The following is a 25365-nucleotide window of genomic DNA, read 5'->3' on the forward strand; positions in this document are numbered from 1 at the left end:
TTCAGCTCATTCTTCGCCGCAGCGTTGCCGACGGCGTCTCGCCGAATTTTTCGCGGTAGGCGCCGGCCATGCGGCCGAGATGGGTGAAGCCGAGATCGAAGGCGAGGTCGGTGATGGAGACGCTGGCGGAAGCTTGCGCGAGGCGGGCGTGGAGGCCAGCGAGCCGCATGTCGAGCAGCATCTGCGAGATGGACACGCCGAAGTGACGGCGGAAGCCCAGCTGGAGCGCGCGGATGCCGATGCCTGAGACACAGGCGAGTTGCGCGAGATCGAGCGGCTCGCCGGCATTGTCCGCCAGATGGTCGCGCGCGGCACGGAGCGCACGCGGCAGGCGCTCGGCCCGCCCTGAGAACGTCCTGATCGCATCCGACAGGCCATGCCGCTGCCCGTTGAGGAGATGATCGATCAGCAGCTCGCGCCAATCGGCCATCGCGACCGGCGAAAGCCGGCCTGATGGCCCGAGACGCTCGGCGAGCGTCATCAGCCCGGCAAGGCTGGCCTGCAAGGCCCGCCCGGCCGGCGCGTCCAGGTCAATCGCGGGATCGAACTCGACCGAACCGGCCGCCCTGCCCGACAGCGCTGCAGCGCGCTGCTCGACCAGGCGGCGGTCGAGCAGCAGGATCGCTTGCGCGCAGTCGGCCCAGATCATCCGGGTCGGGATCGTCGGCGACAGCAGCGACGCCGTCCGGGCCGGCGCGACGTCGAGCTCGCTGACGCCGGCACGAATGCGGGCGGAGCCCGCAAGCGGGACTTGCACCAGGAAGAAGCGCTCGAGGCAGCCGGGATCGATGCTGACCGATCCGCCATAGGCGACGTAGTTGATGGAGAAGCCGTCGAACGCCGCGCAATTATGCCGGGCGGAGAAGCCGTCCGCCCGCGCCTGCGCCGGCTTGAGGTCGTGCGGGCAGAAAATGCGCCCGATCAGCTCGGCCGCCTCCTCGACATCATCCGTGGTGACGCGGGCGAAGGCCGCAAGCCGCTCGGCTGCGGGCGCTCTTGCGTTCGTCTCCAGCACGGCTGCGGACATCATCGACCACGCTTCGCGTCACGGAATTGTTTTAAGCCTATAATAGTTCCTCGGGCGCGAAAAGGGCCGCGCCATGAAATCGCCGTGCTGCATGGCAGCAGCCGTATCCGGATTCGTTTAGCGGATAGACAGGCGGCCCCTGGCTGGCCGAAGCTCCGTCCCCGCCGGTATCCATGAGGAGGTGAGCATGACTGCACTCGAAAAGGGCATTACTGCAAACGGCACGGGCTATGGCGGCAAGAGCTGGAACATCCTGGGCCAGGTCTATTTCCCCAAGGCCGTCACCGACTCCACCTTCGCTTTCGAGACCAACAGCGATCCCGGCCAGTTCGTGCCGGTGCACATCCACCCGACCCAGGATGAGTTCATCCTGGTGCAGGAAGGCACGCTCGACCTCAAGCTCGACGGTCAATGGGTCAAGGCCCATGCCGGCGACCTCGTCCGCATGCCGCGCGGCATCCCGCACGGCTATTTCAACAAGTCCGACAAGCCGTGCCGTGCGCTGTTCTGGGTCTCGCCGATGCAGAAGCTGGAGGCGCTGTTCGAACAACTCCACAATCTGACCGACCCTGCCGAAGTCGTCCGCATTTCGGCGCTGCACGAGGTCGACTTCCTGCCGCCCGAAGCCAACGACTAGGCCGATCGCCTCCTCGTCCACCTTCATCTGCTTGCAGCTCGGCCGGCCGCGCCCTGCGGCCGAACGTGGCCGCTTGCGCGAAACACACTGATTGCGAGCCATCCCATGGTCAGCCCCAAGCATGTCTGCGTGATCGGCGCCGGTGTCTCCGGACTTGCCGCAGCAAAGGCGTTCTCCACCCGCGGCCACCGCGTCACCATCGTCGAGCGCAGCGCCGATCTCGGCGGCGTCTGGGAGCTGGCGCGCTCCTACCCAGACGTGCAGACGCAGAGCCCGAAGGAGCTCTACCGCTACACCGATCGGGCCATGCCGGACGCCTATCCGGAATGGCCGACCGGACCGCAGGTCCATGCCTACCTCGCCGACTTCGCCAAGAGTTTCGGCCTCGACCGCATGCTGCGCCTGAACACGGAGATCACCGGCATGGCGCGCCGCGCCGACGGCAAGCCGGGCTGGACGCTTACCCTGAAGGACAAGGACGGCACGAGCACGAGCGAGACTTTCGATTTCGTCGCGGTCTGCACCGGACAGTTCAACGAGCCACGTGAGCTGCATTGTCCGGGCGAGGACGCATTCCTGGCACAGGGCGGCCAGATCCTGCATTCGTCGAAATACGGCGATCAGACGCTGGCGAAAGGACGCCGCGTCGTCGTGCTCGGCGGCTCGAAGTCCGCGACCGACATCGCCGTGAACGCAGTGAAATCAGGCGCGCGCGAGGTGACGATCGTGATGCGCGAGCCGGTGTGGCGCATTCCTTATTTCATCGGCGGCCTCGTGAACTTCAAGCGTATCCTCTACATCCGCGCGCAGGAGGATATGTTCCCGGGTTGGGGCGCGAGCGCGATGGCGCGGCTCGCGCACCGCATCGCCGCGCCGCTGGTCTGGGCGAACTGGCGCGGGCTCGAGAGCCTGTTGAAGGCGCAGCTCAAGCTTGCCCGGTGCAAGATGGTGCCGAAGGAGCGGATCGAGGACGGCGTCAACTGCTCGGTACCGATCGCAACGCCGGGCTTCTACCCGATGGTCGCCGACGGCCGCATCAAGGCGGTGTTCGGCACGTTCGACCATTATGAAGGCGACAGCATCGTGATGAGCGGCGGCGAGCGCGTCAGTGCCGACGTCGCGGTGCTCGCGATCGGCTACAAGCTCGGCGTGCCGTTCCTTCCCGAGGCGTATCGGCAGAAGCTGGTCGATGCCGACGGACAGTACCGGCTCTATCGGCTGATCGCCAATCCCGATCTGCCGGAGCTCGGCTTTGTCGGCTTCAACTCGTCGTTCTGCACCGTGCTCTGTGCCGACCTCGCCGCCAACTGGCTGGTGCGCTACGCCGACGGCCAGCTCGCCAACCAGCCGACGGCGCAAGCGATGCGCGACAACATCGAGATGATGCTGCACTTCAAGCGGGTCGAGCGCCCGGCCGCGGGCGTCTATGGCGGCCTGTGCGTCGCGCCCTATCACTACCGCCACTTCGACGAGCTGATGGCCGACATCGGCGCGAAGAACCAGAAGCGCGGCGGGCTCGCAGGCCGCTTCCTGCCTCCGGATGCTGATGACTACGCGAAGTTCCTGGCTTCCGCGCCGGAGTACCCGGTGACGGCGTGAAGGCTGGCAAGTTGCCGCCGACCCGAACTCGCGGCTCGCCAGGCTAGGCCACAATGCCTACGATTCCCGCCGACGAATCGACCGGCCCGGGAGCCCGCGATGGAACCACGACGTCACGCCGCCGCAATCGCCGCAGTGCTTGCCCTGCTTCTCACGGCGCCTGTCATGGGACAAAGCGCGCCAACGCCAAGACAAGCCGAGGCGCTCGCCACCTACGAGCGCGCGCTCGGCGATTTCAAATCCATCCTCGCCGAGCGGCGGCGCCAGATCGAGGCGAAGGAAACGCTGCCGAACCTGCCGGGCCAGGCGCTCTACCTCGCGCGAGTCGCAGTGATCAGCAGCTACAAGGACCTCACCGACGCGATGCCGTCGCGGATCGGCCGGCCAAACAAGTTCGAGATTCCGCCGGCCTATTTCGATGCCGACATCGAGCCGCTGGTCGACGAATACGGAAAGCTGTTCGACATCATGGAGGCGCCGCCTGCCAGCGCGCAGAACTCGCCAACGCCCTTCAAGGACGTCGTCGATCTCGCCGTTGCGATTGCGCGCGCCAAGGGGCTTGCGTCTGAACATGCCGAGACCGCGGGCCGCATCAGCCTCGGGCTGTTCTTTGCGGAGACCAATGGCAAGCAGAATGTCCGCAATGCGCGCTCGAACACTTATATGGGCAGCTTCCAGACCGGTCCCTCCGAAGACCGCAACGGCCGGAGAAAATGGGACGCCATCAAGGGCGAGATCGCAGCGATCGATCCGGCGCTGAGTGCGCGCGACGACAGGGAAGAGGCGCGGGCCCGCGGCACCGATCCCCGATTCAATCATTGGACCAATGTGCGCGACGGCCTGATGAACGCGCACGCCGATCTGTTCCGTGAGATACCTGGAATCGTGAAGACGCTGCCCGACCCGATCGACCAGATGAAGCTGTTCGAGCTGATCCAGATCGTGCCGACCCCGACACGGTCCGCGCTCAAATCGGGCGATCTCCTGAACTACAGGGTGTCCAGCCCCACGATTATGAAGCACCTGCGCAACAACAGCATTTTTGCATTCGGGCGGGCCGACCGGGCGCGCAGCTCGGCAAGCTACCGCGAGATCCTCGCTGCCATGTGGCTGTTCAACCGGAAGTTCGAGCGAGCGATGGCGAAGTTCGCGGAGATCAGGCCGCGCTGACGGATCGGTTGCAACCGCTACCGGACGTTGTAGTCTCGCGATCTCATCGGCGACACGGACCGTTACATGCGCGTTCTCATCCTCGGCGGTAGCCAGTTTCTCGGGCGCGCGATCGCAAGCCATGCTTGCGCGACCGGTCATGACGTGACCTGCGCTGCCCGCGGCCTTGCGGGGCCGATCGCCGCGGGCGCGCGCTTCGTGCGGATCGACCGCGACGTCGCCGACGGTCTTGGGCCGCTCGCGGGCGAGACATTCGACGCCGTGGTCGATGTCTCGCGTCATCCCGGTCAGGTCCGCCGCGCGGTCGCCGCGCTGAAGCGGCCGGGCGTGCATTGGACCTTCGTGTCGACGATCAGTGTGTATGCGGATAACCGCCTGCCGGGGCAACGCGCCGACACCGCGCCGTTGCGCGAGCCCAATCCAGCGGAGATCGAGCACAGCACCGACGCGATCTACGGCGCCGCCAAGGTCGCCTGCGAACAAGCGGTCGGCAACGACGCCTTCATCTGCCGGGCCGGCCTCATCGCCGGGCCGGAAGACCCGACCGGACGGTTCGCCTACTGGCCGGCGCGGTTGGCGCGCGGCGGCGAGGTGCTGGCGCCGGGATCGCCGGAAGATGCCGTCCAGTTCATCGACGTGCGCGACCTTGCGCAATGGATCGTGCATGCGGCAGAGATTTGCCTCACCGGAATCTATGATGGAATTGGGCCAATTCGCACGCGCGGCGAATTCCTGGCCGAATGCGCATCCGCGCTGAACGCGTCCTGCACCTTCACCTGGGTCGATCGCGCCTTTCTGGATGCGCATGACGTGCGGCGCTGGGCAGGTCCGCGGTCGTTGCCGATGTGGCTGCCCCTGCCCGACTTCGCCGGATTCCTGACACGCGACACCTTGCCGGCGCGCCAGGCCGGACTGATCTCGCGACCGCCGGCCGACACCGCGCGCGACACGCTTCATTGGCTCCACGCCAGCAACGGCCCGGTCGTCGGGCTTACCGCCGATGAAGAGCGGGACTTGCTTGCGGCCTGGCATACGCAAGGGGCGGCTGCGGCCCGGATCTAGTCCCATCGCGCCGACGGACCATATCCGTCCCGATGGCTGAGTCAGGCCATCATTGTCGTAGTCCTTGCGCAGCGTGCCGTTGGTCGTGGTCGCGCCGCCTTTGATGCAATTGTGGTCGATCGTGCACTCAGTGCGAAGCGGTTTGTCACGCCAAATCTGCCAAAGGCCACACCGCACCTTGCGCTGCAAGGCTGGTGACTGCCATGGCTATGGTGTTCCACGGCCAGCCGTTTGTTGCTAGCCTGCCGCACCGACAGACACTCATCGGGGACCACCGAATGACCTCAGCGAATCCCGTATCTCGCGCACAGCACAATGGAGCGTGGAGACAGATCGGGCGGGGACTGGCCATCGCGGCGTCCGTGGCCGTGCTCGCCGGCTGCGAGGACAAGAACACGTTCGTGGCGCCGCCCCCGCCCAAGGTGGACGTCGCGACGCCGGTGCAGCGTTCGGTGACGCGCTACATCGAGGCCACCGGCAACACCGCTCCGATCAAGAGCGTCGACCTGGTCGCGCGCGTACAGGGCTTTCTGCAAACGATCGACTATCAGGACGGCACTTTCGTGAAGCAAGGCACCCAGCTGTTCACGATCGAGCCTGAAACCTACAAGCTCAAGCTCGAGCAGGCGCAGGCGGCCGAGGCCGGCGCGCAGGCCTCGCTGCGGCAGGCGGAAGCCGATTACAGGCGGCAGGCCGAGCTGGTGCAGCGCCAGGCGGTCTCGCAGGCCACGCTCGACACCTCGACCTCGAACCGCGACAACGCCCAGGCCAATCTCCAGCAGGCCCAGGCCAACACCAAGCTCGCCGAAGTCAATTACGGCTATACCAAGGTGACAGCGCCGTTCGACGGCATCGTCAGCGCCCATATGGTCTCGATCGGCGAGCTCGTCGGCGTCTCCTCGCCGACCCAGCTCGCCACCATCGTGGCGATGGACCCGATCTATGTGAACTTCACCGTCAACGAACAGGATGTCCTGCGCATTCGCGCCGAAGCGGCACGCCGCGGGATGACCGCCGCCAACCTCAAGCAGTTTCCGATCCAGATCGGCCTCCAGACCGAAACCGGCTATCCGCACGAAGGTCATCTCGACTACGTTGCGCCGACCCTGAACCAGTCGACAGGCACGCTGGCGGTCCGCGGCCTCGTTCCCAACGACAAGCGGGTGCTGTTGCCCGGCTATTTCGTCCGGGTCCGCGTGCCCTTCGACTAGGAGAAGAACGCCCTTCTCGTTCCCGACACCGCGCTCGGCAGCGACCAGGGCGGCCGCTATCTGCTGGTGGTCAACGGCGACAACATCGTCGAGCAGCGCATGGTGCAGATCGGCTCCGTCGACAACGGCCTGCGCGTGATCGAGAGCGGCTTGAAGCCGGACGACCGCGTGGTGATCGCAGGGCTGCTGCGCGTCATCCCGGGCCAAAAGATCGACCCGCAGGTCACGAAGATCGAGCAACCTCAGGCGTCTGCCAAGTGAGATTTGCCAAGTGATATCTGCCAAGTGAGGGGCCGCCAGCCATGATCTCAAAGTTCTTCATCGAGCGGCCGGTCCTCTCGAACGTCATTGCGCTTCTGATGGTCCTGATCGGCGGCGTCGCGCTGTTCAACCTCGCCATCGCGCAATATCCCGACGTCGTACCGCCGACCGTGCAGGTCACCACGCGCTATCCCGGCGCCAGCGCCAAGACGGTGATCGACACCGTCGCGCTACCGATCGAGCAGCAGGTCAACGGCGTCGAGGACATGCTGTACATGCAGTCCTACAGCGGCTCCGACGGCACCTACACCCTGACCGTGACCTTCAAGATCGGCACCGACCTCAACTTCGCGCAGGTGCTGGTGCAGAACCGCGTCTCCAGTGCACTGTCGCAATTGCCGCAGGCGGTGCAGAACCAGGGCGTCACCGTGCAGAAGCGGTCGACCTCGATCCTGCTGTTCGTGACGCTCACCTCGCCGGATGCGAAGTACGACAGCCTGTATCTGAGCAATTACGCCACCATCAACATTCGCGACGAGCTCTCCCGCCTACCCGGCGTCGGCAACGTCACGGTGTTCGGCGCCGGCCAGTACTCGATGCGGATCTGGCTCGATCCCAACAAGCTGCAAGTCCGTGGCCTCGTGCCGCAGGACGTGATCCAGGCGATCCAGCAGCAGAGCCAGCAGGTCTCGGCCGGCCAGATCGGCGCACCGCCGACACCGCCGGGACAGGCGTTCCAGTACACGCTCAACGTCAACGGACGGCTCGACGACGCCAGCCAGTTCGAGAACATCATCGTCAAGTCAGGTACCAACGGCGATGTCACGCGGGTGCGCGACGTCGGCTGGGTCGAACTCGGCGCGCAGACCTACAGCCAGATCTTCTCGCTCAACAAGCAGCCGGCGGTCGGCATCGGCGTATTCCAGTCGCCCGGCGCCAATGCGCTCCAGGTCGAGCAGGCCGTCGAGAAGAAGATGGCCGACCTCGCCAAGCGGTTTCCGGAAGGCATCAGGTACGACACGCCGTTCGACACCACCAAGTTCGTGGAAGCCTCGGTGCACGAGGTCTACATGACCTTGATCGAGGCCGGCGTGCTCGTGCTGGTCGTGATCCTCGTGTTCCTGCAGGACTGGCGCGCGATGCTGGTGCCGGCGACCACCGTGCCGGTCACCATCATCGGCGCCTTCGCCGCGATGGCGGCGCTCGGCTTCACCGTCAACATGTCGACGCTATTCGCGATCGTGCTCGCGATCGGCATCGTCGTCGACGACGCCATTGTCGTGGTCGAAGGCGCCGCGCACAACATCGAGCAGGGCATGAACGGCCACGACGCCGCGATCAAGGCGATGGATCAGCTGTTCGCGCCGATCGTCGGAATCACCCTGGTGCTGATCTCGGTGTTCCTGCCGGCCTCCTTCCTCGCAGGACTCACCGGGCGCATCTATTCGCAATTCGCGCTGGTGATCGCCGCGACCGCGCTGTTGTCTGCCATCAACGCGGCGACGCTGAAGCCGACGCAATGCGCGCTCTGGCTGCGGCCGCCAGTGCCGCCGGAGCAGCGCAATTTCTTCTATCGCGGTTTCAACGCGGTCTATGCCCGCGTCGAGCGCGGCTATACAAGGCTGATCACGTTCCTCGTCAGGCATGCCACCATCTCGGTCGCGTTCGCGCTGCTGATCATCGGAGCCAGCGTCTACGGCCTGTCGCGAGTGCCGACCGGATTTCTGCCGATCGAGGACCAGGGCTATCTGATCGCCGCCGTGCAGCTGCCCGACGGCGCCGCGCTGGAACGGACCCAGAAGGTGCTCGACAGAGCGAGCGAGATCATCAAGGACACCCCTGGAGTCCAGCAGGTCATCACCATCGCAGGCATCTCGGCGCTCGACAACAGCGCCAGCCTCGCCAATGCCGGCGTCGCCTACATCATCCTGAAGGACTGGGAGGCCCGCAAAGGGCCCGGCGAGGATCTGCGCTCGCTGGTCTATGGACTGAACGACAAGCTCGCGACCATCATGGAGGCGCGCACGATCGTGCTGCCGCCGCCGCCGATCCAGGGGATCGGCAACGCCGCGGGCTTCTCGATGCAGGTCGAGCTGCGCGACGGCAACAGTGACTTCGCCAAGCTGCAGGCCATCACCGGAGCGATGGTCAGTAACGGCCAGAGCCAGAGCGCGCTCCAGCGCGTGCAATCCTCGTTCCGCTCGTCGGTTCCGCAATTCGACGTCGAGATCGACCGCGTCAAGACCCAGACGCTGCACGTGACCACCGATCAGGTGTTCTCGGCGCTTTCGACCTATCTCGGCTCGTCCTACGTCAACCAGTTCAACAAGTTCGGCCGCGTGTTCCAGGTCTACACGCAAGCCGATCCGGCGTTCCGCCTCACCGAGCGCGACATCGCCAACATGATGGTGCGCAACTCGAACGGCGACATGATCCCGATCGGCACCGTCGCCAAAATCACGCCGGCCACCGGGCCGTCGCTGATCAGCCTCTACAATCTCTATCCGTCCTCGACCGTCATCGGCCTGCCGGCGCAGGGCTACTCCTCCGGCCAGTCATTGAAGCTGATGGAGGAGATCGCGGACAAGACGCTGCCGCCGGGCACCGGCTATGAATGGACGGCGATGTCGTATCAGGAGAAGGCGGTCTCAAACCAGATCTACTGGGTGTTCGGACTAGCCATGCTGCTGGTCTACCTCGTGCTCGCCGGCCAGTATGAGAGCTGGTACGCGCCGATCTCGGTAATCCTCGCAGTACCCCTGTCGCTGCTCGGGCCGATGCTGATCCTCAGCGGGCTCAAGATCGACAACAACCTCTATTGCCAGATCGGCCTGATCCTGCTGATCGCACTCTCGGCCAAGAATGCCATCCTGATCGTCGAGGTCGGGCTCGAGCTGCACGGCCGCGAGGGCAAGCCGATCATGGAGTCCGCCATCGAAGCCGCGCGCGCACGCTTCCGTCCGATCCTGATGACCTCGTTCGCCTTCATCCTCGGCGTGGTGCCGCTGGTGCTGGCCACCGGCGCCGGCGCCAGCGCGCGCAAGTCGATCGGCATCACCGTGTTCTCGGGGATGCTGGCCTCGACCTGTCTCGCGGTGCTGTTCGTGCCGGCCTTCTTCGTGGTGGTGCAGCGCTTCGAGAACTGGCGCGCGCCGAAGAAGGCACCGAAGGCACAGCCGGCAGCGGAGGTGAAATCCTAGGCGCGCCTGCTTCGGATCACCTCTCCCGAAGGGAGAGGTCGGAGCGCATCGAAGATGCGTTCCGGGTGAGGGGTTACGGTCTCACCGGATACTGCGGCCCCTCACCCGGATTGCTGCGCAATCCGACCTCTCCCCGCTGGGGAGAGGTGAAGTACCCCGACCGCCGCGAGCAAGTCGATCAGCTCAAGCCTTCTCCACCGGCGCTTGCCGGGCCTCGCCGCTCGACACCAGGAGCACCGACACCTTCGACTGCCGGAGCACGGCGTCGGCGACGCCGCCGAAGGAGAGGTGATCGGCCTGGATGCGGTCGACGCCCATGACGACGAGGTCGACGTCGGTGGTGTCGATCTCGCGGAGGATCGCCGCCTCCGGCGCCCGGTTCACCCGCAGCGTGGTGGTGATGTCGACGTCGTAGCGGGCGGCGAGGTCGCTGGTGTCCTTGAGGATGCCCGTCTCCTGGTTCAGTCCGCGGGAGGCCCCACGCTGCGCACCCTTGTCCCGCGTCGTCGCCACATAGATCACCCGGAGCGAGCCCGATCCGGCCTGCGTCAGCGCCACCGCCACCTCGGCCCCGCGTTTGGAGACGCCGCTGCCTGAAACGGGAACGAGGATGTTGAGCGTGTCGGGCATCGGCTGCTTCAGGTGCTTGCCCTTGGCCGCGACGATCGCGAGCGGTCCTTCGAACGCCGCGGCGATGTCGTCGATCCTCCGGTCGAAGCGGTCCTTGGTCGCGGTCACCCTGTCGATACCGACGACCAGAAGATCGAAGCCCTTGCGCGCTTCGCCGGCGATGGTCGCGCCGAGCTCCGCCTGCCTCGCACGGGTGACGACATCGACGTTGCCGGCGTCTCCATCACCGTTGACGGACACCGTCCCGGCGGCCTTCTTCACCACGGCTTCGTGGCTTTCCTCCTCGCCGCGTCCCTTCTCCCGTTCCTTGGCGCGCGGGCCGATATGCAGCACGGTGATCGGCAGGCCGCGCATGCCTGCGATCAGACCCGCGATGTGGGCGGCGAAGCTGGCGTTGACGCTTTCGTCCACCGCCAGCAGGGGGCGCTCGAGATTGGCGACAAAGCCGCGCTTCTCGAATTCCTCCCGCTCCAGCCGCTCCTTCTCCTCCTTGTTCATCGGCAGCCTGGCCAGCGCCGCGCGCAGCATCGGCGGCATCGCCATCGTGGTCACGATCGCCATGGTCACGATCATCGTGAACAGGTTCTGGCTGAGCACGCCGATGGAAAGGCCGATGGTGGCGATGATCACCTCGGTCGAGCCGCGCGCGTTCATCCCGCTCGCGAGCGCCAGCGACTCCCGATAGCTCAAGCCGCCCGCGGTGCCGCCGACAAAGGCGCCGCCGAACTTGCCGACGCTGGCGATCACCACCAGCAGGCCGGTGAGCATCAGGAGGTTGGGATCGCGCAACACCGAAAGATCGGCGCTGAGGCCGGCGAGGCCGAAGAACACCGGCATGAAGAAGCTCGAGATCAGTCCGCGCAGGCGCTCGTCGATCTGCCGCGTTAGGATCGGGGACTCGCCGACCAGGATGCCGGCGACGAAGGCGCCTAACACGGTGTGGACTCCGATCAGATGCGTGATCAGCGCCATGACGCTCATCAACAGCAGGATCACGGTGATGACGGCCGCCGCGCTGACAAGCGTGTCGTTGGCCCAGCGGATCAGCTGAAACACAAGGCGGCGCCCGATGGTGAAGCTGACGGCGAGGAAGGCGAGCGTTCCCAGCACGGCTTTCGCCACCGAGGCGATATCGAGCGTGCCGTGCGAGGCCAGGCTGAAGATGACGGCGATGATGATCCAGCCGATGGTGTCGTCGATGACGGCGGTCGCGACGATGATCTGTCCGACATTGCGGCGCATGAAGTTCATCTCGCGCACCACCACGGCGACGATCTTCACCGAGGAGATCGACAGCGCCGTGCCCATGAACAGCGAGGCCACGAGGCGCTCCTGCGGATTGGGCAGCAGCGCGTCCGGCAGGAATTCACCCAGGGCAAAGCCGCAGGCGAAGGGCACGACGATGCCGGCGATCGAGATCGCGATCGCGGCCTTGCCGACCTTCCGGACCAGCTTGAGGTCGGTTTCCATGCCGGTAAGCAATAGCAGCAGCAGGATGCCCACTTGCGCGATGCCCTCGATCATCGCCTTCTGCTCGGGTGCGTTCGGAAAGATCGCGTGCTGCGCCTCGGGCCAGATCCAGCCGAACAGCGACGGCCCGAGAATGATGCCGGCGAGCAATTCGCCGATCACCGAAGGCTGGCCGATCCGCTGCATGACCTCGCCGAGCCCGCGACCGACCGCGATCAGCAGCACGATCTGCACGATCAGGAGGAATTCTGACGGACCGGCCGATTTGCCGGCTTCGGCACTGGCCGCAAGGGTGGTGAGGACAAGCGCCGCGGAAACGAGGACGACCGGTCGGAGCAGGCGCCATGGCATGCAGGTGTCTTTCCCCCTTCGTCTGCCCCCGGCGAGGTTGCCGGGGCCGCAGAGAATAGAACCCGTGGGAGGCGCGGCGGGTTCCCGCTGCTTGCGATGGGTCGAGGGTCAAAAAACGAAAAGTGCGAGAACAACCCCATGCACAGTAGAGATGGCGTTGAAAAAGCTTGAAAAAATTCGGTCTTACCGAATCAACTTGCTCTGTCGGGCAAAACACTGGCAGAATGGCATAATAGGCAGGCGTTGGACGAGATACCCCGGCCGCCGCACCATCCTCCGTCATTGCGAACGTAGCGAAGCAATCCAGAGTGTCCCTCGTGGGAAGATTCTGGACTGCTTCGTCGCTTCGCTCCTCGCAATGACGATGAGGCGAGAGCTGCCCGCCCCAGTTCCTCACACCGTCTGCGGCGTCCTGATCTCGCGCGGCAGGATCAGCGCGGCGGCGATCGCGAGCAGGCAGAGGGCGGCGAAGGCGTGCAGCATGGTGACGAAGCCGCCCTGCTCGTACAGCCAGGCGACGAGGCCAACGGAGGCGCCGGCCGCGGTGAAGCCGACGAAATAGCGCACCGCGTAAGCGCGCGATCGCCACTCCTCGGTGGTGTACTTGCCGACCATGGCGTCGTTCACCGTGACCTGACCGAACGCGCCCATGACGATGCCGATCGAGACCAGGATCAGCGGCAGGTTGCTCAGGCTCGCGGCCAGATAGAGGAACGGAGCCAGCATGAAGGACAGCGGCAACGCCACAGTCTTCAGCGAGTAGCGGTCGAGCAGCCGGCCGATCGTGTACTGGGTCATCGCGCCAAACACGTAGACGCAGGCGGCGATGACGCCGAGCAGCGCCGGGCTCTTCGTCAGGTCCGCGAGCCGCTCCGCAAACAGTTTTGGCAGCGCCACGGTGACCGCGTTGAATGTCGTGGAGATCGCGATCACCACGATCAGCAGGGCCAGGATCACGCGCCACATGTCCTGCCTGGCGACGCGGGCCTGCGCCGCCGCCTGCTTCGAGCCCTTGCGGTCCTCGTGCACGACCGTCATTGCAAACGCGATGCCGATCAGGATCGTGACGACACCGGGAACGATGAAGGCGAATCGCCAGCCGAGATATTGGCCGATCACGCCGGTGACCAACGCCGAGGAGGCGACGCCGAGATTGCCCCAGACGCCGTTCAGCCCCATCTCGCGGCCGAGCTTCTCGGCATAAGATACGATCATCGCCGTGCCGACGGGGTGATAGATCGAGGCGAAGATGCCGATCGCGAGCAGCGCCGCGCCGAGCTGCACGGGCGTCTGCACGAAGCCGACCGCGATCATGGAGGCGCCGATGCCGACGAAGAAGATCAGCATCATGTGGCGGCGGCTCCAGCGGTCCCCGAGCCAGCCGGTCAGCAGCGAGCCCGCGCCGAAGGCGACGAAGCCCGGCGTCGCGTAAGGCAGGAGTTCCGAATAGGCCATGCCGAGCGCCGGCCCCATGATGATGACGGCGGCGGCAAAGATCAGCATCGAATAATGGTCGATGAAATGGCCTGCGTTGACGAAACTAATGACCCGGCTGGGGCTGTTCATGCGAATCCTCTCCCGCTCCGAAATGAGTTATATGTCGTGCCCATGACGGGATGCTGCCAATGACTGTCTTGGAAACGCCAATCCTGCGGGAGGTCCGGAGCAATCACCGCTCGCCTGCGGGCGTCCACCTGGTCGCCCGCGACTATCCCAGGGGCATGCGGATCGAGCCACACCTGCACCGCGAGGCGCAGCTGATCTATGCGGCCAAGGGCACGATGCAGGTGACGACGCCGGGGGGACGCTGGCTGGTGCCGCCGGACCGCGCGGTCTGGGTGCCGGCCGGGCTTCAACATGCCATCGACCTGCTCGCCGACATCGAGATGCGCACGCTGTATTTCGACCTGCCCTGGCTCAAGCGCGAAAAGCGCTATGAGGGATTGACCAGGGAATTCGTGGTCCGGGTATCGCCGCTGCTGAACCAGGCGATCCTGGCACTGTTCGACGCCCGCAATACGGAAGAGCGGACCGAGCTGCTGGTGCGCCTGGTGTTGCTGGAGTTGCACCAGGCCGAGGATTCCACCACCTTCGTGCCGCTGCCGCGCGAGCCACGCTGCCGCCGCGCCGCCATGATCGTGCTCGACGACCCCACCGGCCTGCACGACATCGACACGCTCGCGCGAGAGGTCGGAACCTCGGCGCGCACGCTGTCGCGGTTGTTCTCGAGCGAGACGCAACTGAGCTTCAAGAGCTGGTGCCAGCGCGCGCGAATCGCCTCCGCGATCCAGCGCCTGTCCACGGATGCGGGCGTGTCGGTGAAGCAGCTCGCCACCCAGCTCGGCTATGCCAGCGTGCCGGCATTCTCGGCCGCGTTCCGCCAGGTGACGGGGCGCACGCCGACGGAATTTGCGAAGGGGTGAGGAACACTCTGGATGGCGCTAGCACAATGAACGCAGGGGCCGTCATGCCCGGGCTTGTCCCGGGCATCCACGTTCTTCGTGCCGCGTGGCAAAGGCGTGGATGGCCGGGACAAGCCCGGCCATGACGACGTAGAAACTGGAGCGCTTTAAACCGCCGTATTCGAATGCCGTGCCTCCGCCAGGCATGCCGGCATTCTCCAAACGCACGGCCCAGCTAAAGTTGCCAAAATCCCCTGCTTGATTGTGATCGGCTTCCGCCCAAATCCCGTGTAAGCTTCGACAACGCACAAACCCGGAAATTGAAAAGTCCAGATGGCCAATGCCTTCTTCTCCGACCTGCTCGCCACCATCTCCGAGCGCGGCCGCACGCTGCTTCGCCGTGGGGACTCCGCCGATACCAGGCGGGACGCCGATGGGCTGATCGAGCTTTGCGATGCGTTGCTGTCGGGCCGGGGCGAAGCCTCCGGCACCGCGATCGCGCGTGAGGTGCTCGACATCTACCGGGAGTTGGATGCGGCAGGACGCCGCGCCTTCTTCGAGGGACTGGTGCGCGATTTCGGCCCCGATCGGGAGCGCCTGTCGAAGGCGATCGAGAAATGGCGCGCCAAGCCGAGCGACGAGGACGCAAGCTCGCTGCACTTCGCTTCCGAGCCGCGGCGGCAGGAGCTGATCCGCCGCCTCAACCGTGCGCCCGGCGGCACCGGCGATCTCGTCAACATGCGCGCCGATTTGCTCGGCATGATGAATGGGCACACCGATCTCGCCGCGCTCGACCGCGACGTCTCGCACCTTCTCTCTTCGTGGTTCAACAGGGGGTTTCTCGTGCTGCGCAGGATCGACTGGTCGACCCCGGCCAACATCCTCGAAAAGATCATCCGCTACGAAGCCGTGCATGAGATCAGCGACTGGGACGATCTGCGCCGCCGCATCGATCCGGTCGACCGCCGCTGCTACGCGTTCTTTCATCCTGCGATGGTCGACGAGCCCCTGATCTTCGTCGAGGTGGCGCTGACCGAGACGATGCCGGGCGCGATCGCGCCCTTGCTTGCTGTCGACCGCAAGCATCTGCCGATCGAGCGCGCGCGCACCGCCGTGTTCTATTCGATCTCCAATACCCAGCGCGGCCTTGGCGGCATCTCCTTCGGCAGCTTCCTGATCAAGCAGGTGGTGGAGGAGTTGCGCCGCGAGCTGCCGAAGCTCGACACCTTCGTGACGCTGTCGCCCGTGCCGGGCTTCATGCCATGGGTGAAGCAGGACAAGGACTTGCCGCTGTCGGACGAAGACCGCGAGGTGCTCAAGCGTCTCGACGATTCCAAATGGTTCGAGAGCCCCGAGACGGCGGCGCTGCTGCGCAGCGTGCTGGAGCCGCTCGCCGCGCACTATTTCCTCAAGGCACGCACGCCGAAGGGCCGGCTGATCGATTCCGTCGCGCGCTTCCATCTCGGCAACGGCGCAAGGCTCGAGCGCATCAACTGGCTCGGAGACCTCTCGCCGAAGGGCATGCGCGAGTCGGCTGGCATCATGGTCAACTACCTCTACCGCCTCGACGACATCGAGAAGAACCACGAGGCCTACGCCAACGACGGCGAGGTGGTCGCGTCGAGCGCCGTGAAGAAGCTGCTGAAGAGCGAAGGACGAAGGTTGCTGGATATGCGGCTGTCGTAGGGGCCTCAGACGACGCGCCAGAGACGGTGTCTTCGCCCGGCTTGACCGGGCGATCCAGTATTCCAGAGGCCGGTGTTGAAGAGCTCGCTCTCCCCACATCCGCCGCGGCGTACTGGATGCCCCGGTCAAGCCGGGGCATGACAGCGGAGGGTTTGGCGCGGCCTTCGTGCCCGCAGTAAGCCCAGCCCCTACTCCGCCAACGCCTTCATCTCCTTGTAGAGATCCGACTTGCCTTCGAAGCCGATGCCCGGCAGCTCCGGCATGGTGATGTGGCCGTTCTCGACGCTGACGCCGTCCGGGAAGCCCCCATAGGGCTGGAACAGGTCGGGATAGCTTTCGTTGCCGCCGAGACCGAGGCCGGCCGCGATGTTGAGCGACATCTGATGGCCGCCATGGGGGATGCAGCGGCTGGGTGACCACCCGTGGGTCTTCAGGACCTCGAGCGTGCGCTGGTACTCGCACAGGCCATAGGACAGCGCGCAGTCGAATTGCAGCCAGTCGCGGTCGGGGCGCATGCCGCCGTAGCGGACGAGGTTGCGGGCGTCCTGGTGGCTGAAAAGGTTCTCGCCTGTCGCCATCGGGCGCGGATAGAATTCGGCGAGCGCGGCCTGCAGCGCGTAGTCGAGGGGATCGCCGGCCTCCTCGTACCAGAACAGCGGATAGTCCCGCAGCATCTTGGCGTAGGCAATCGCCGTCTCCAGGTCGAAGCGGCCGTTGGCATCGACGGCGAGCTGCGCGTCCTTGCCGATCTCTTCCAGCACGGCCTCGATGCGCTTACGGTCTTCCTCGATCGGAGCGCCGCCGATCTTCATCTTCACGACGTTGTAGCCGCGATCGAGATAGCCGCGCATCTCGCCGCGCAGCATCGACAGGCCCTTGCCGGGATAGTAATAGCCGCCGGCCGCGTACACGAACACGCGCGGATTGGCGGTCACGCCGTGACGTTCGGCGAGCAGGCGAAACAGCGGCTTACGTGCGATCTTCGCCACCGCATCCCACACCGCCATGTCGATGGTGCCGACCGCGACGGAGCGCTCGCCATGTCCGCCCGGCTTCTCGTTGGTCATCATCGCGGCCCAGACCTTGTCGGGGTCGAGATTGTCGCCGGCGCCATCCAACAGCGACTTCGGATCGGCTTCGAGGATGCGCGCGGCGAAGCGCTCGCGGATCAGGCCGCCCTGCCCGTAGCGGCCGTTGGAGTTGAAGCCGTAGCCGACGACGCGCTTGCCGTCGCGCATGACATCGGTGACGACGGCGACGAGGCTCGTCGTCATCCTGGTGAAGTCGATATAGGCATTGCGGATCGGCGATGAGATCGGCTTGGTGATCTCGCGGACGTCGACGATGCGGACGGACATGGGGTTGGGCTTTCTCGCGGACTCTCTCGTCTCGTCATGGCCGGGCTTGACCCGGCCATCCACGTCTTGCCGCTCGAAGAACGTGGATGCCCGGGACAAGCCCGGGCATGACGGCTCAAGCTATTTCTTGTCCCTGAAATACGGCTCCACGGGTCCGTGCACCTTGATGGTCAGCGGGTTGCCGTGGCGGTCCTTGGCGTTCCCGGCGGCGACGCGGACCCAGCCTTCGCTGATGCAGTATTCCTCGACATTGGTCTTCTCGATGCCCTTGAAGCGGATGCCGACGTCGCGCGCCAGAATGTCCGCGTTGTAATAGGGGCTGTTCGGGTCGACCGACAGGCGGTCCGGAAATTCGTCGCTCATGATTGTCTCGCTCACAACAGGGTCTCGATTTGCTGCCGCAATCCTTCGGGCCGTGCGGTCGGCGCGTAGCGCGCGACCACCTTGCCGGCACGATCCACCAGGAATTTGGTGAAATTCCATTTGATGGAGGCGCCGAGCAGGCCGGATTGCTGACGTTTCAGGTAGTCATAGAGAGGATGCGCATTGGCGCCGTTGACGTCGATCTTCTCGAACAGGGGAAAGGTGACGTCGTAATTGGTCGAGCAGAACTCCTGGATCTCGCTCGCCCGCCCCGGCTCCTGCGCCCCGAACTGGTTGCAGGGAAAGCCGAGCACGGAGAAGCCGCGCGGCGAGAGATCACGGTAGAGATCCTCAAGGCCGCGATATTGCGGCGTGAAGCCGCATTTGCTCGCGGTGTTGACGATCAGCAGCACCTGCCCCTCGAAATGCCTCATCGACACCTCCTCGCCGGCAAGCGAGTTGGCCTTGAAGTCGTAGATAGCGGTCATCGCTAGCCCACGGGATCAATCGGCGACGGAGGCACGCCTCCGGCCTCGATCGCTTCGCCCGCGAGCAGGCAAAGGTCTTCGCGGTAGCGGCCGGAGACGATGTGCACGCCGACCGGCGACTTGCCGACGAGCCCGGTGGAAACCACGAGGCCCGGCAATCCCATGAAGGGAATGGCGATCTGCGGCAGCTGCGCCTCCCAGACGCGCTTGAAGGATTCGTCGTCCTTGCGGTCGAGATGATCCGGGAACGGCAGCTCGCCGGAGACCGGCGTCAGCAGCACCGCATATTTTTCGAAGAACAGCATCCATTCGCGGGTCAGCGTGGCTCTTCGGGTCAGCGCCTTGGCGTAGTTCGCCTGGTCCATCGGCGTGACCCTGGCGCGGCTGCCGCGCAGGCAGGCCAGCGCACCGGGATCGCCCTCGCGCTCGGCCGTTTCGAGCTGCGCATCAAAGCCGTCGCCGAGCCAGAGCTTGATCTGCCACTCCACGGCCTCGCGCATCGGCGGCGTGTCTTCGATGATGTCGACGGTCCAGCCGGCGCGCTCGAGGCGCTTCCCGGCGTCGCTCACCGCGGCCTTCACCTCCGGCGTGGTGGCAAGGCCGCCCGGGTTGAGGCAGAGCGCGGCGCGCTTCGGCCGCGCGGGGCCTTCCAGCGGCGCCGGCACGAACCAGGGATCGCGGATGTCGCGGGCCGACATCGCTTCGAGCGAAATCCTGATGTCGTTGACGGTGCGCGCCAGCGGTCCCGAGACCGCCATGATCTGCGGCCCGATCGGGCGCTCCGGCAGCGCCGGATTGAAGGCGGGGATACGGCCGAGCGTCGGGCGCAGGCCGTGGACGCCGCAGGCATAGGCGGGATAGCGGATCGAGCCGGCGATGTCGGTGCCATGGGCGATATGGCCGATGCCGGCCGCGACCGCCGAGCCGGCGCCGCCGGACGAGCCGCCCGGCGTCAGCGCGGCGTCGCGCGGGTTCTTGGTGTCGCCATGAACGAGATTGGTGGTGAACCAACGGTAGGAGAAGGCCGGGCAATTGGTGCGGCCGAGCAGGACGGCGCCGGCCTTGCGGAAATTGGCGACCACCGGATTGTCCTCGCGCGCGATCAGATCGCGCTGGAGTTTCAGGCCGTTCGTGGTGGCAAAGCCTTCCTGGTCGACATTGGCCTTGATGGTGACGGGCACGCCGGCGAGGACACCGGGATCCTCCCCGCGCGCGATGGCGGCATCGACGGCATCGGCCTGCCTGAGGACGTCGTCCGGCCGGTGGTCGACCACTGCGTTGAGCTGGGGATTGACGGCATCCAGGCGCGCGAGGCCGGCCTGCGCAGCCTCCCTGGCGGACACCTTTTTGGATTTGACGAGGGTGACGAGGTCGGCAGCCGACAGGCGCCAGAGATCTTGCATGGCTTGCTCCGTGTAATCGGCGTCTTTTAGCGCCGGCAACGCGGCAAAGCCATGCGGATTTCGCGGGGGTGAGGAGGTCGCTCACCTCTTCCGCAGGGAGAGGTGGACACCGCCGCCTCAGCCATGGCTGACCCGCGGCTAATGCCTTGTCGCGGACCGGTCGGGGATGTCGAGCAGCGCCTCGGTGAAGGGAAACTCCAGCACGATCTCCCCATCATCGTCGGTCACCTCGATGACCGCCTCGAGCAGCGCCGGCTGTGCGCCCTCGGACTTCACCACCTCCAGGATCATCTGGCGAGCGACCTCCCAGGCGCGGTCGGGGTTGCGCAGGTCCTCGCCGTCGGGATCAACGATCAGTTCGTCGCCGATACGGGTGTTGAAGAAGTATCTGGGCATCATCGAGATCCAGTTGGTTCGCCTGTATCGGATTGAAAGCTGCACTGCACTCACAACAGCTTTATCAGGACACGGTTCGCGACCGAATGCGCCGGACGCAAGGCAGCGCTTCAGAAGTGAAGTTCCAGTAGCATTTTTCGCGGCGCAACATGGACTTCTCGGGAAAATTTCACTGGCGAAGTTCTCCGCCGGCATTAGTCTAACGGATGGGCGGATACGTCCCGAATTCGCGAATATGGAGAGCCGAAATGGCCTGGAAAGCCCCGAAGATCATCGAAGTGCCCTGCGGCATGGAAATCAACATGTATGTGAGCGCCACCCGCAAGTAAGCGGTTGGTGAGATTGCCTTTTGCGCAGGTGGATCTCTGGCCCGAGTTCTTTCGGTCACGATACGTTTCCGGAAGACAGGATTTGTGTCGGCCTGAGATCCACCTCGCAACGTTGCCTCCAGGAGACGGATCATGGTTCGCGTCGTCGTCCTGGGCGCCGGGGCCGGCGGCGGAGTTCCGCAATGGAATTGCGGGTGCGAGGGCTGCCGGGCGGCCCGTAGCGGCGGCCACGAGCTTCAAAGGACCCAAGCCTCGGTTGCCTTCAGCGGCGACGGCGAGCACTGGTTTTTGATCAACGCCTCCCCCGACCTGCGGCAGCAATTGAACGCCACGCCACAGTTGCACCCCAAGGCGGGCGCACTGCGTCACACGCCGGTCGCGGGCGTGATCTTGACCAACAGCGAAGTCGATGCGGTGGCGGGCCTGCTGTCGATGCGCGAGGGCTCGCCCTTTACGGTCTATGCGCACGAGAAGGTGCTGGCGATCCTTGCGAGCAACAGCATCTTCAACGTGCTGAACGAGAAGCACGTGCGGCGCCAGCCGATCGGCATCAATGAGCCATTCGAGCCCCGCCTGCCGGATGGTGCGCGCTCCGGCCTGGAGGTGCTGCCCTTCGCTGTGCCGGGCAAGTCGGCCTGGTATCTGGAAGGCAAGGCGCATCCGGGCGGCGAGAGCGGCGACGGCGACACGCTGGGCCTGAAGATCACCGACAGGGCCACCGGCAAGTGCTTCTACTTCATCGCGGCCTGTGCCGAGGTGACCGACGCGCTCAAGGCGGAGATCGATGGCGCCGCGCTGGTGTTCTTCGACGGCACGGTCTGGCGCGACGACGAGATGATCAGGTGCGGCCTCGGCCACAAGACCGGCAAGAGCATGGGACATGTCGCCATGTCCGGCGACGACGGCGCCATCGCGCGGCTGGCCGACCTCAATATCGACAGGAAGCTGTTTCTGCATATCAACAACTCGAATCCGGCGCTGCTGCCCGGCTCGCCCGAGCGCAAAGCCGCTGAGCAGGCGGGCTGGCAGATACCCGCGGATGGAACGGAGATCGTGCTGTGAACGCCGCATCACTGACTGGAATGACCGCGCTCTCGATCGGCAAGGACATCAGGCTCACCAGCGCCGATGAGCTCGAGGCGACGCTGCGACATATCGGGGCGACGCGCTATCACAGCCTGCATCCGTTCCATAAGCTGCTGCATGGCGGCAAGCTGAACAAGGGCCAGGTGCAGGCCTGGGCGCTCAACCGCTACTATTACCAGAGCACGATCCCGATCAAGGACGCGGTGGTGATCTCGCGCTTCCGCGACCGCGCCACGCGCCTGGAATGGCGCCATCGTATCGAGGACCATGACGGCGATGTCGGCAGCGAAGGCGGCATCGAGCGCTGGCTGAAGCTGACCGAAGGGCTAGGGCTCGACACGGCTTACGTGGAATCCACCGAGGGCATCCTGCCGGCGACGCGCTTCGCGGTGGAGGCCTATGTGCATTACTGCCGCGAGAAGAGTCCGCTGGAGGCGATCGCCTCCTCGCTCACCGAGCTGTTCGCGCCGAGCATCCATGAAGAGCGCATCGCCGGCATGTTGCAGCATTACGATTTCGTCAATCCCGACATCATGAGCTACTTCAAGCGCCGCCTGACCCAGGCGCCGCGCGATGCCAATTTCGCGCTCGACTATGTCAAGACGCATGCGAGGACGCCGGAGGAGCGCGCCTCCGTCTGCAATGCGCTGATCTTCAAGACCAACGTGCTGTGGGTGCAGCTGGACGCACTCCAGCACGCCTATGTCGAGGGCCACATTCCGCCGGGCGCGTTCGTGCCCAAGGCGAGCTGAGGGACAAGAGCAATGGCCGGGCCGCGGAACATCAGCGTGAGCGAGGCGAGCCGCCCCGTGCTGCCGCGGCATGCCAAGCTGAAATATGACGAGACGCGAAAAGTCTGGGTGATCCTGGCACCGGAACGGGTGCTGGCGCCCGACGAGATCGCGGTCGAGGTCTTGCAGCTCTGCAACGGCGAACGCAATGTCGGCGACGTCGCCGATCAGCTGGTCGCGAAATACGCCGCGCCGCGCGAGGCGATCCTCGCCGACGTCATCGTCATGCTGCAGGATCTCGCCGACAAGGGCTTTCTCACCGAGATCAGGGAGAAGACGTCATGAGCGACGTGACCATCCCACCCAGCGACAGCCTCGCGGTGCTGGAGAAGCAGCGCTCGACGGCGGAGACCTTCGGCATCCCGCTGGCGGTGCTGCTCGAAATCACCCATCGCTGCCCGCTGCAATGCCCCTATTGCTCCAACCCGGTCGAGCTCGACCGCTCGGCCAAGGAGCTGACCACCGAGGAATGGAAGAGGGTGCTGAGCGAGCTCGCCGAGATCGGCGTGCTCCAGGTGCATTTCTCCGGCGGCGAGCCGACCGCGCGCAAGGACCTGGTCGAGCTGGTCAAGCATGCCAGCGACGCCGGCCTCTACACCAATCTGATCACCTCGGCGGTGCTGCTGACGCGCGAGAAGCTCGGCGATCTCGCAGATGCCGGGCTCTGCCATGTGCAGATCAGCTTCCAGGGCATCGAGGAAGGCCTCGCCGATCGCGTCGCCGGCTACAGGGGCGGACATCGCAAGAAGCTCGAGGTCGCAAAATGGACGCGCGAGCTCGATCTGCCGCTCACCGTGAACGCGGTGATGCATCGGCAGAACCTGCATCAGCTCCCCGACATCATCCAGATGGCGCTCGACCTCGACGCCGACCGGCTCGAGGTCGCCAACGTGCAATATTACGGCTGGGCGCTGAAGAACCGCGCCGCGCTGATGCCGACCGTGACGCAGCTCGATGAATGCACCCGCATCGTCGAGGAGGCGCGCGAACGGCTGAAGGGCCGGCTGACGATCGACTACGTCGTGCCGGACTATTACGCGCTGCGGCCGAAGAAATGCATGGGCGGCTGGGGCCGGCAGTTCTTCAACATCTCGCCCGCCGGCAAGGTGCTGCCGTGCCACGCCGCCGAGAGCATCACCGGGCTCGACTTCGAATCGGTGCGCTCCAACCATTCGATCGCCTGGATCTGGCAGAACTCGGAGGCCTTCAACCGCTATCGCGGCACCGGCTGGATGAAGGAGCCGTGCAAGAGTTGCGAATTCCGCGAGATCGATTTCGGCGGCTGCCGCTGCCAGGCCTTCGCGCTGACGGGCGATGCGGCCAATACCGATCCGGCCTGCGCGCTGTCGCCGCTGCACGAGACCATCTTCAAGCAGGCCGAGCGCGAGGCCGAGGGCGAGACCAACCGTTTCCTCTATCGCAATTTCGCCGGCGGCACTCTGGAATCCGAGAATGATGCCTGACGCGGACGCGGCCGGCTCGGTCAGGCGCGTCGATCCCTTTGCGCCGCTGACCTCCGACATGCTCGATGTCGGCGACGGCCATGAGCTCTATGTCGAGAGTGTCGGCCGCGCCGACGGAATCCCTGCGGTCTATCTGCATGGCGGGCCCGGCAGCGGCTGCCAGCCCGACCATCGCCGGCTGTTCGACCCTGATCGTTTCTGCGCCGTTTTGTTCGACCAGCGCGGCTGCGGCCGCAGCAGGCCAAAGGGATCGCGCGAGCACAACACGACGGCGCATCTGGTCGCGGACATGGAGAAGATCCGCGAAAAGTTCGGCATCACACGCTGGATGGTGGTCGGCGGGTCCTGGGGCGCGACGCTGGCGCTCGCCTACGCCGAGGCGCATCCGGAGCGCGTCTCCGGCATTGCCCTGCGCGCAACCTTCCTCGGCACGCGGGCAGAGGTCGAGACGGCCTTCACCTCGCGCCTGTCGCAGTTCCATCCCGCGCTCTACGAGGATTTCCTCAGCGTGCTGACGCCCGAGGAGCGCGAGCAACCGGTGGGCGCCTATTGGCGCCGTATCCTCGATGCCGATCCTGCCGTGCACGGTCCCGCGGTGCGAGCCTGGCACGACGCTGAACGAACCTTGTCCGAGCACAAGCCGGCACGGACCCGGCTGGACCTCGCCGCGCTGAACGTCTGGCGCACACTGCCGGCGACGCCTTTCATGGAGGCGCATTATTTCGTCAACGACAGCTTCATGAGCGAAGATCAGCTGTTGCGAAACGCGCATCGGCTCGCCGGCATTCCCGGCATCATCGTGCAGGGCCGCTATGACCTGTTGTGTCCTCCCGGGACATCGCAGGCGCTCGCGAAAGTCTGGCCGGGTTCCGAGATTCGGATCGTGGAAGAGGCCGGCCATTCGCTCTATGATGGCGGCGTGAGGGATGCCGTCATGAAGTCGATTGCGGACCTCGCGTCGAAGGCCGCGCGCTAGCGCGCA

General features: G+C 65.4%; 21 protein-coding genes and 1 pseudogene. 14 read left to right on the top strand and 8 right to left on the bottom strand.

The annotated features are described in order from the left end of the window. Position 1 precedes the first annotated feature (1 nt). The gene (locus tag ACSHT2_RS14085; protein ID WP_440642835.1) at positions 2-1027 is read right to left on the bottom strand and encodes an AraC family transcriptional regulator; all 1026 of its coding nucleotides are present in this window, start codon (positions 1025-1027) and stop codon (positions 2-4) included. Positions 1028-1214: 187 nt separating this feature from the next. Here ACSHT2_RS14085 and ACSHT2_RS14090 point away from each other — a divergent pair, with 187 nt between their 5' ends. From ACSHT2_RS14090 to ACSHT2_RS14115, 6 genes and pseudogenes are all read left to right on the top strand, one after another. Continuing rightward, on the top strand, positions 1215-1664 hold the full coding sequence (locus tag ACSHT2_RS14090; RefSeq protein WP_061027189.1) for a cupin domain-containing protein: 450 nt from the start codon (positions 1215-1217) through the stop codon (positions 1662-1664). A gap of 105 nt (positions 1665-1769) precedes the next feature. Then, positions 1770-3263 (top strand): flavin-containing monooxygenase, encoded by a 1494-nt coding sequence (locus ACSHT2_RS14095; protein WP_440642095.1) that lies wholly within the window; start codon positions 1770-1772, stop codon positions 3261-3263. Positions 3264-3362: 99 nt separating this feature from the next. Beyond that, on the top strand, positions 3363-4433 hold the full coding sequence (locus tag ACSHT2_RS14100) for a hypothetical protein (protein WP_440642096.1): 1071 nt from the start codon (positions 3363-3365) through the stop codon (positions 4431-4433). 66 nt (positions 4434-4499) lie between these two features. Then, the gene (locus ACSHT2_RS14105; RefSeq protein WP_440642097.1) at positions 4500-5495 is read left to right on the top strand and encodes an NAD-dependent epimerase/dehydratase family protein; all 996 of its coding nucleotides are present in this window, start codon (positions 4500-4502) and stop codon (positions 5493-5495) included. Positions 5496-5773: 278 nt separating this feature from the next. Continuing rightward, a pseudogene (locus tag ACSHT2_RS14110) lies at positions 5774-6967 on the top strand (efflux RND transporter periplasmic adaptor subunit). 41 nt (positions 6968-7008) lie between these two features. Continuing rightward, positions 7009-10167: an efflux RND transporter permease subunit gene (locus ACSHT2_RS14115; protein WP_440642098.1), complete on the top strand. Its 3159-nt coding sequence runs from the start codon at positions 7009-7011 to the stop codon at positions 10165-10167. Positions 10168-10350: 183 nt separating this feature from the next. Here ACSHT2_RS14115 and ACSHT2_RS14120 read toward each other — a convergent pair whose 3' ends face one another. Continuing rightward, entirely contained in the window at positions 10351-12618 is a 2268-nt protein-coding gene (locus ACSHT2_RS14120) for a cation:proton antiporter domain-containing protein (protein WP_440642099.1), read from the bottom strand. A 393-nt stretch (positions 12619-13011) separates the two neighbouring features. Beyond that, on the bottom strand, positions 13012-14184 hold the full coding sequence (locus ACSHT2_RS14125; protein ID WP_440642100.1) for an MFS transporter: 1173 nt from the start codon (positions 14182-14184) through the stop codon (positions 13012-13014). Between the two features lie 59 nt (positions 14185-14243). Between ACSHT2_RS14125 and ACSHT2_RS14130 the strand changes: the two genes are divergently transcribed. After that, positions 14244-15041: an AraC family transcriptional regulator gene (locus tag ACSHT2_RS14130; protein ID WP_440642101.1), complete on the top strand. Its 798-nt coding sequence runs from the start codon at positions 14244-14246 to the stop codon at positions 15039-15041. A 312-nt stretch (positions 15042-15353) separates the two neighbouring features. Continuing rightward, on the top strand, positions 15354-16706 hold the full coding sequence (locus ACSHT2_RS14135; protein ID WP_440642102.1) for a malonyl-CoA decarboxylase: 1353 nt from the start codon (positions 15354-15356) through the stop codon (positions 16704-16706). A 188-nt stretch (positions 16707-16894) separates the two neighbouring features. Here ACSHT2_RS14135 and tarD read toward each other — a convergent pair whose 3' ends face one another. The 5 genes from tarD to ACSHT2_RS14160 all read right to left on the bottom strand — a co-directional run bounded on the left by tarD (position 16895) and on the right by ACSHT2_RS14160 (position 20714). Beyond that, positions 16895-18064 (bottom strand): D(-)-tartrate dehydratase, encoded by a 1170-nt coding sequence (gene tarD / locus ACSHT2_RS14140; protein WP_440642103.1) that lies wholly within the window; start codon positions 18062-18064, stop codon positions 16895-16897. A 120-nt stretch (positions 18065-18184) separates the two neighbouring features. Next, the gene (locus ACSHT2_RS14145) at positions 18185-18427 is read right to left on the bottom strand and encodes a DUF3297 family protein (protein WP_440642104.1); all 243 of its coding nucleotides are present in this window, start codon (positions 18425-18427) and stop codon (positions 18185-18187) included. 11 nt (positions 18428-18438) lie between these two features. Beyond that, a complete protein-coding gene (locus ACSHT2_RS14150) occupies positions 18439-18915 on the bottom strand; it encodes a glutathione peroxidase (RefSeq protein WP_440642105.1) in 477 nt (158 codons plus the stop codon). A gap of 2 nt (positions 18916-18917) precedes the next feature. Beyond that, positions 18918-20318, bottom strand: a complete 1401-nt coding sequence (locus ACSHT2_RS14155) for an amidase family protein (RefSeq protein WP_440642106.1) — start codon at positions 20316-20318, stop codon at positions 18918-18920. 138 nt (positions 20319-20456) lie between these two features. Continuing rightward, positions 20457-20714 (bottom strand): DUF6894 family protein, encoded by a 258-nt coding sequence (locus tag ACSHT2_RS14160; RefSeq protein ID WP_440642836.1) that lies wholly within the window; start codon positions 20712-20714, stop codon positions 20457-20459. A 248-nt stretch (positions 20715-20962) separates the two neighbouring features. On the opposite strand from ACSHT2_RS14160, the gene pqqA reads away from it, so the two are divergent. The 6 genes from pqqA (at position 20963) to pip (ending at position 25359) form a co-directional block, all read left to right on the top strand. After that, positions 20963-21043, top strand: coding sequence for a pyrroloquinoline quinone precursor peptide PqqA (gene pqqA, locus ACSHT2_RS14165; RefSeq protein WP_124162599.1), 81 nt, complete (start codon positions 20963-20965; stop codon positions 21041-21043). Between the two features lie 132 nt (positions 21044-21175). After that, positions 21176-22105: a pyrroloquinoline quinone biosynthesis protein PqqB gene (gene pqqB / locus ACSHT2_RS14170; protein ID WP_440642107.1), complete on the top strand. Its 930-nt coding sequence runs from the start codon at positions 21176-21178 to the stop codon at positions 22103-22105. A 20-nt stretch (positions 22106-22125) separates the two neighbouring features. Further along, positions 22126-22881: a pyrroloquinoline-quinone synthase PqqC gene (pqqC, locus tag ACSHT2_RS14175; protein ID WP_370123948.1), complete on the top strand. Its 756-nt coding sequence runs from the start codon at positions 22126-22128 to the stop codon at positions 22879-22881. Between the two features lie 12 nt (positions 22882-22893). Beyond that, a complete protein-coding gene (gene pqqD / locus ACSHT2_RS14180) occupies positions 22894-23205 on the top strand; it encodes a pyrroloquinoline quinone biosynthesis peptide chaperone PqqD (protein ID WP_440642108.1) in 312 nt (103 codons plus the stop codon). Beyond that, complete coding sequence (gene pqqE / locus ACSHT2_RS14185) at positions 23202-24383, top strand: pyrroloquinoline quinone biosynthesis protein PqqE (RefSeq protein WP_440642109.1); 1182 nt, start codon at positions 23202-23204, stop codon at positions 24381-24383. The genes pqqD and pqqE overlap by 4 nt, the downstream gene beginning before the upstream one ends. Next, entirely contained in the window at positions 24373-25359 is a 987-nt protein-coding gene (gene pip / locus ACSHT2_RS14190) for a prolyl aminopeptidase (RefSeq protein WP_440642110.1), read from the top strand. Before pqqE ends, pip begins: the two co-directional genes overlap by 11 nt. Positions 25360-25365: the final 6 nt, after the last annotated feature.

The sequence above is a fragment of the Bradyrhizobium sp. PUT101 genome (assembly GCF_052043945.1).
Taxonomy (GTDB): Bacteria; Pseudomonadota; Alphaproteobacteria; order Rhizobiales; family Xanthobacteraceae; genus Bradyrhizobium.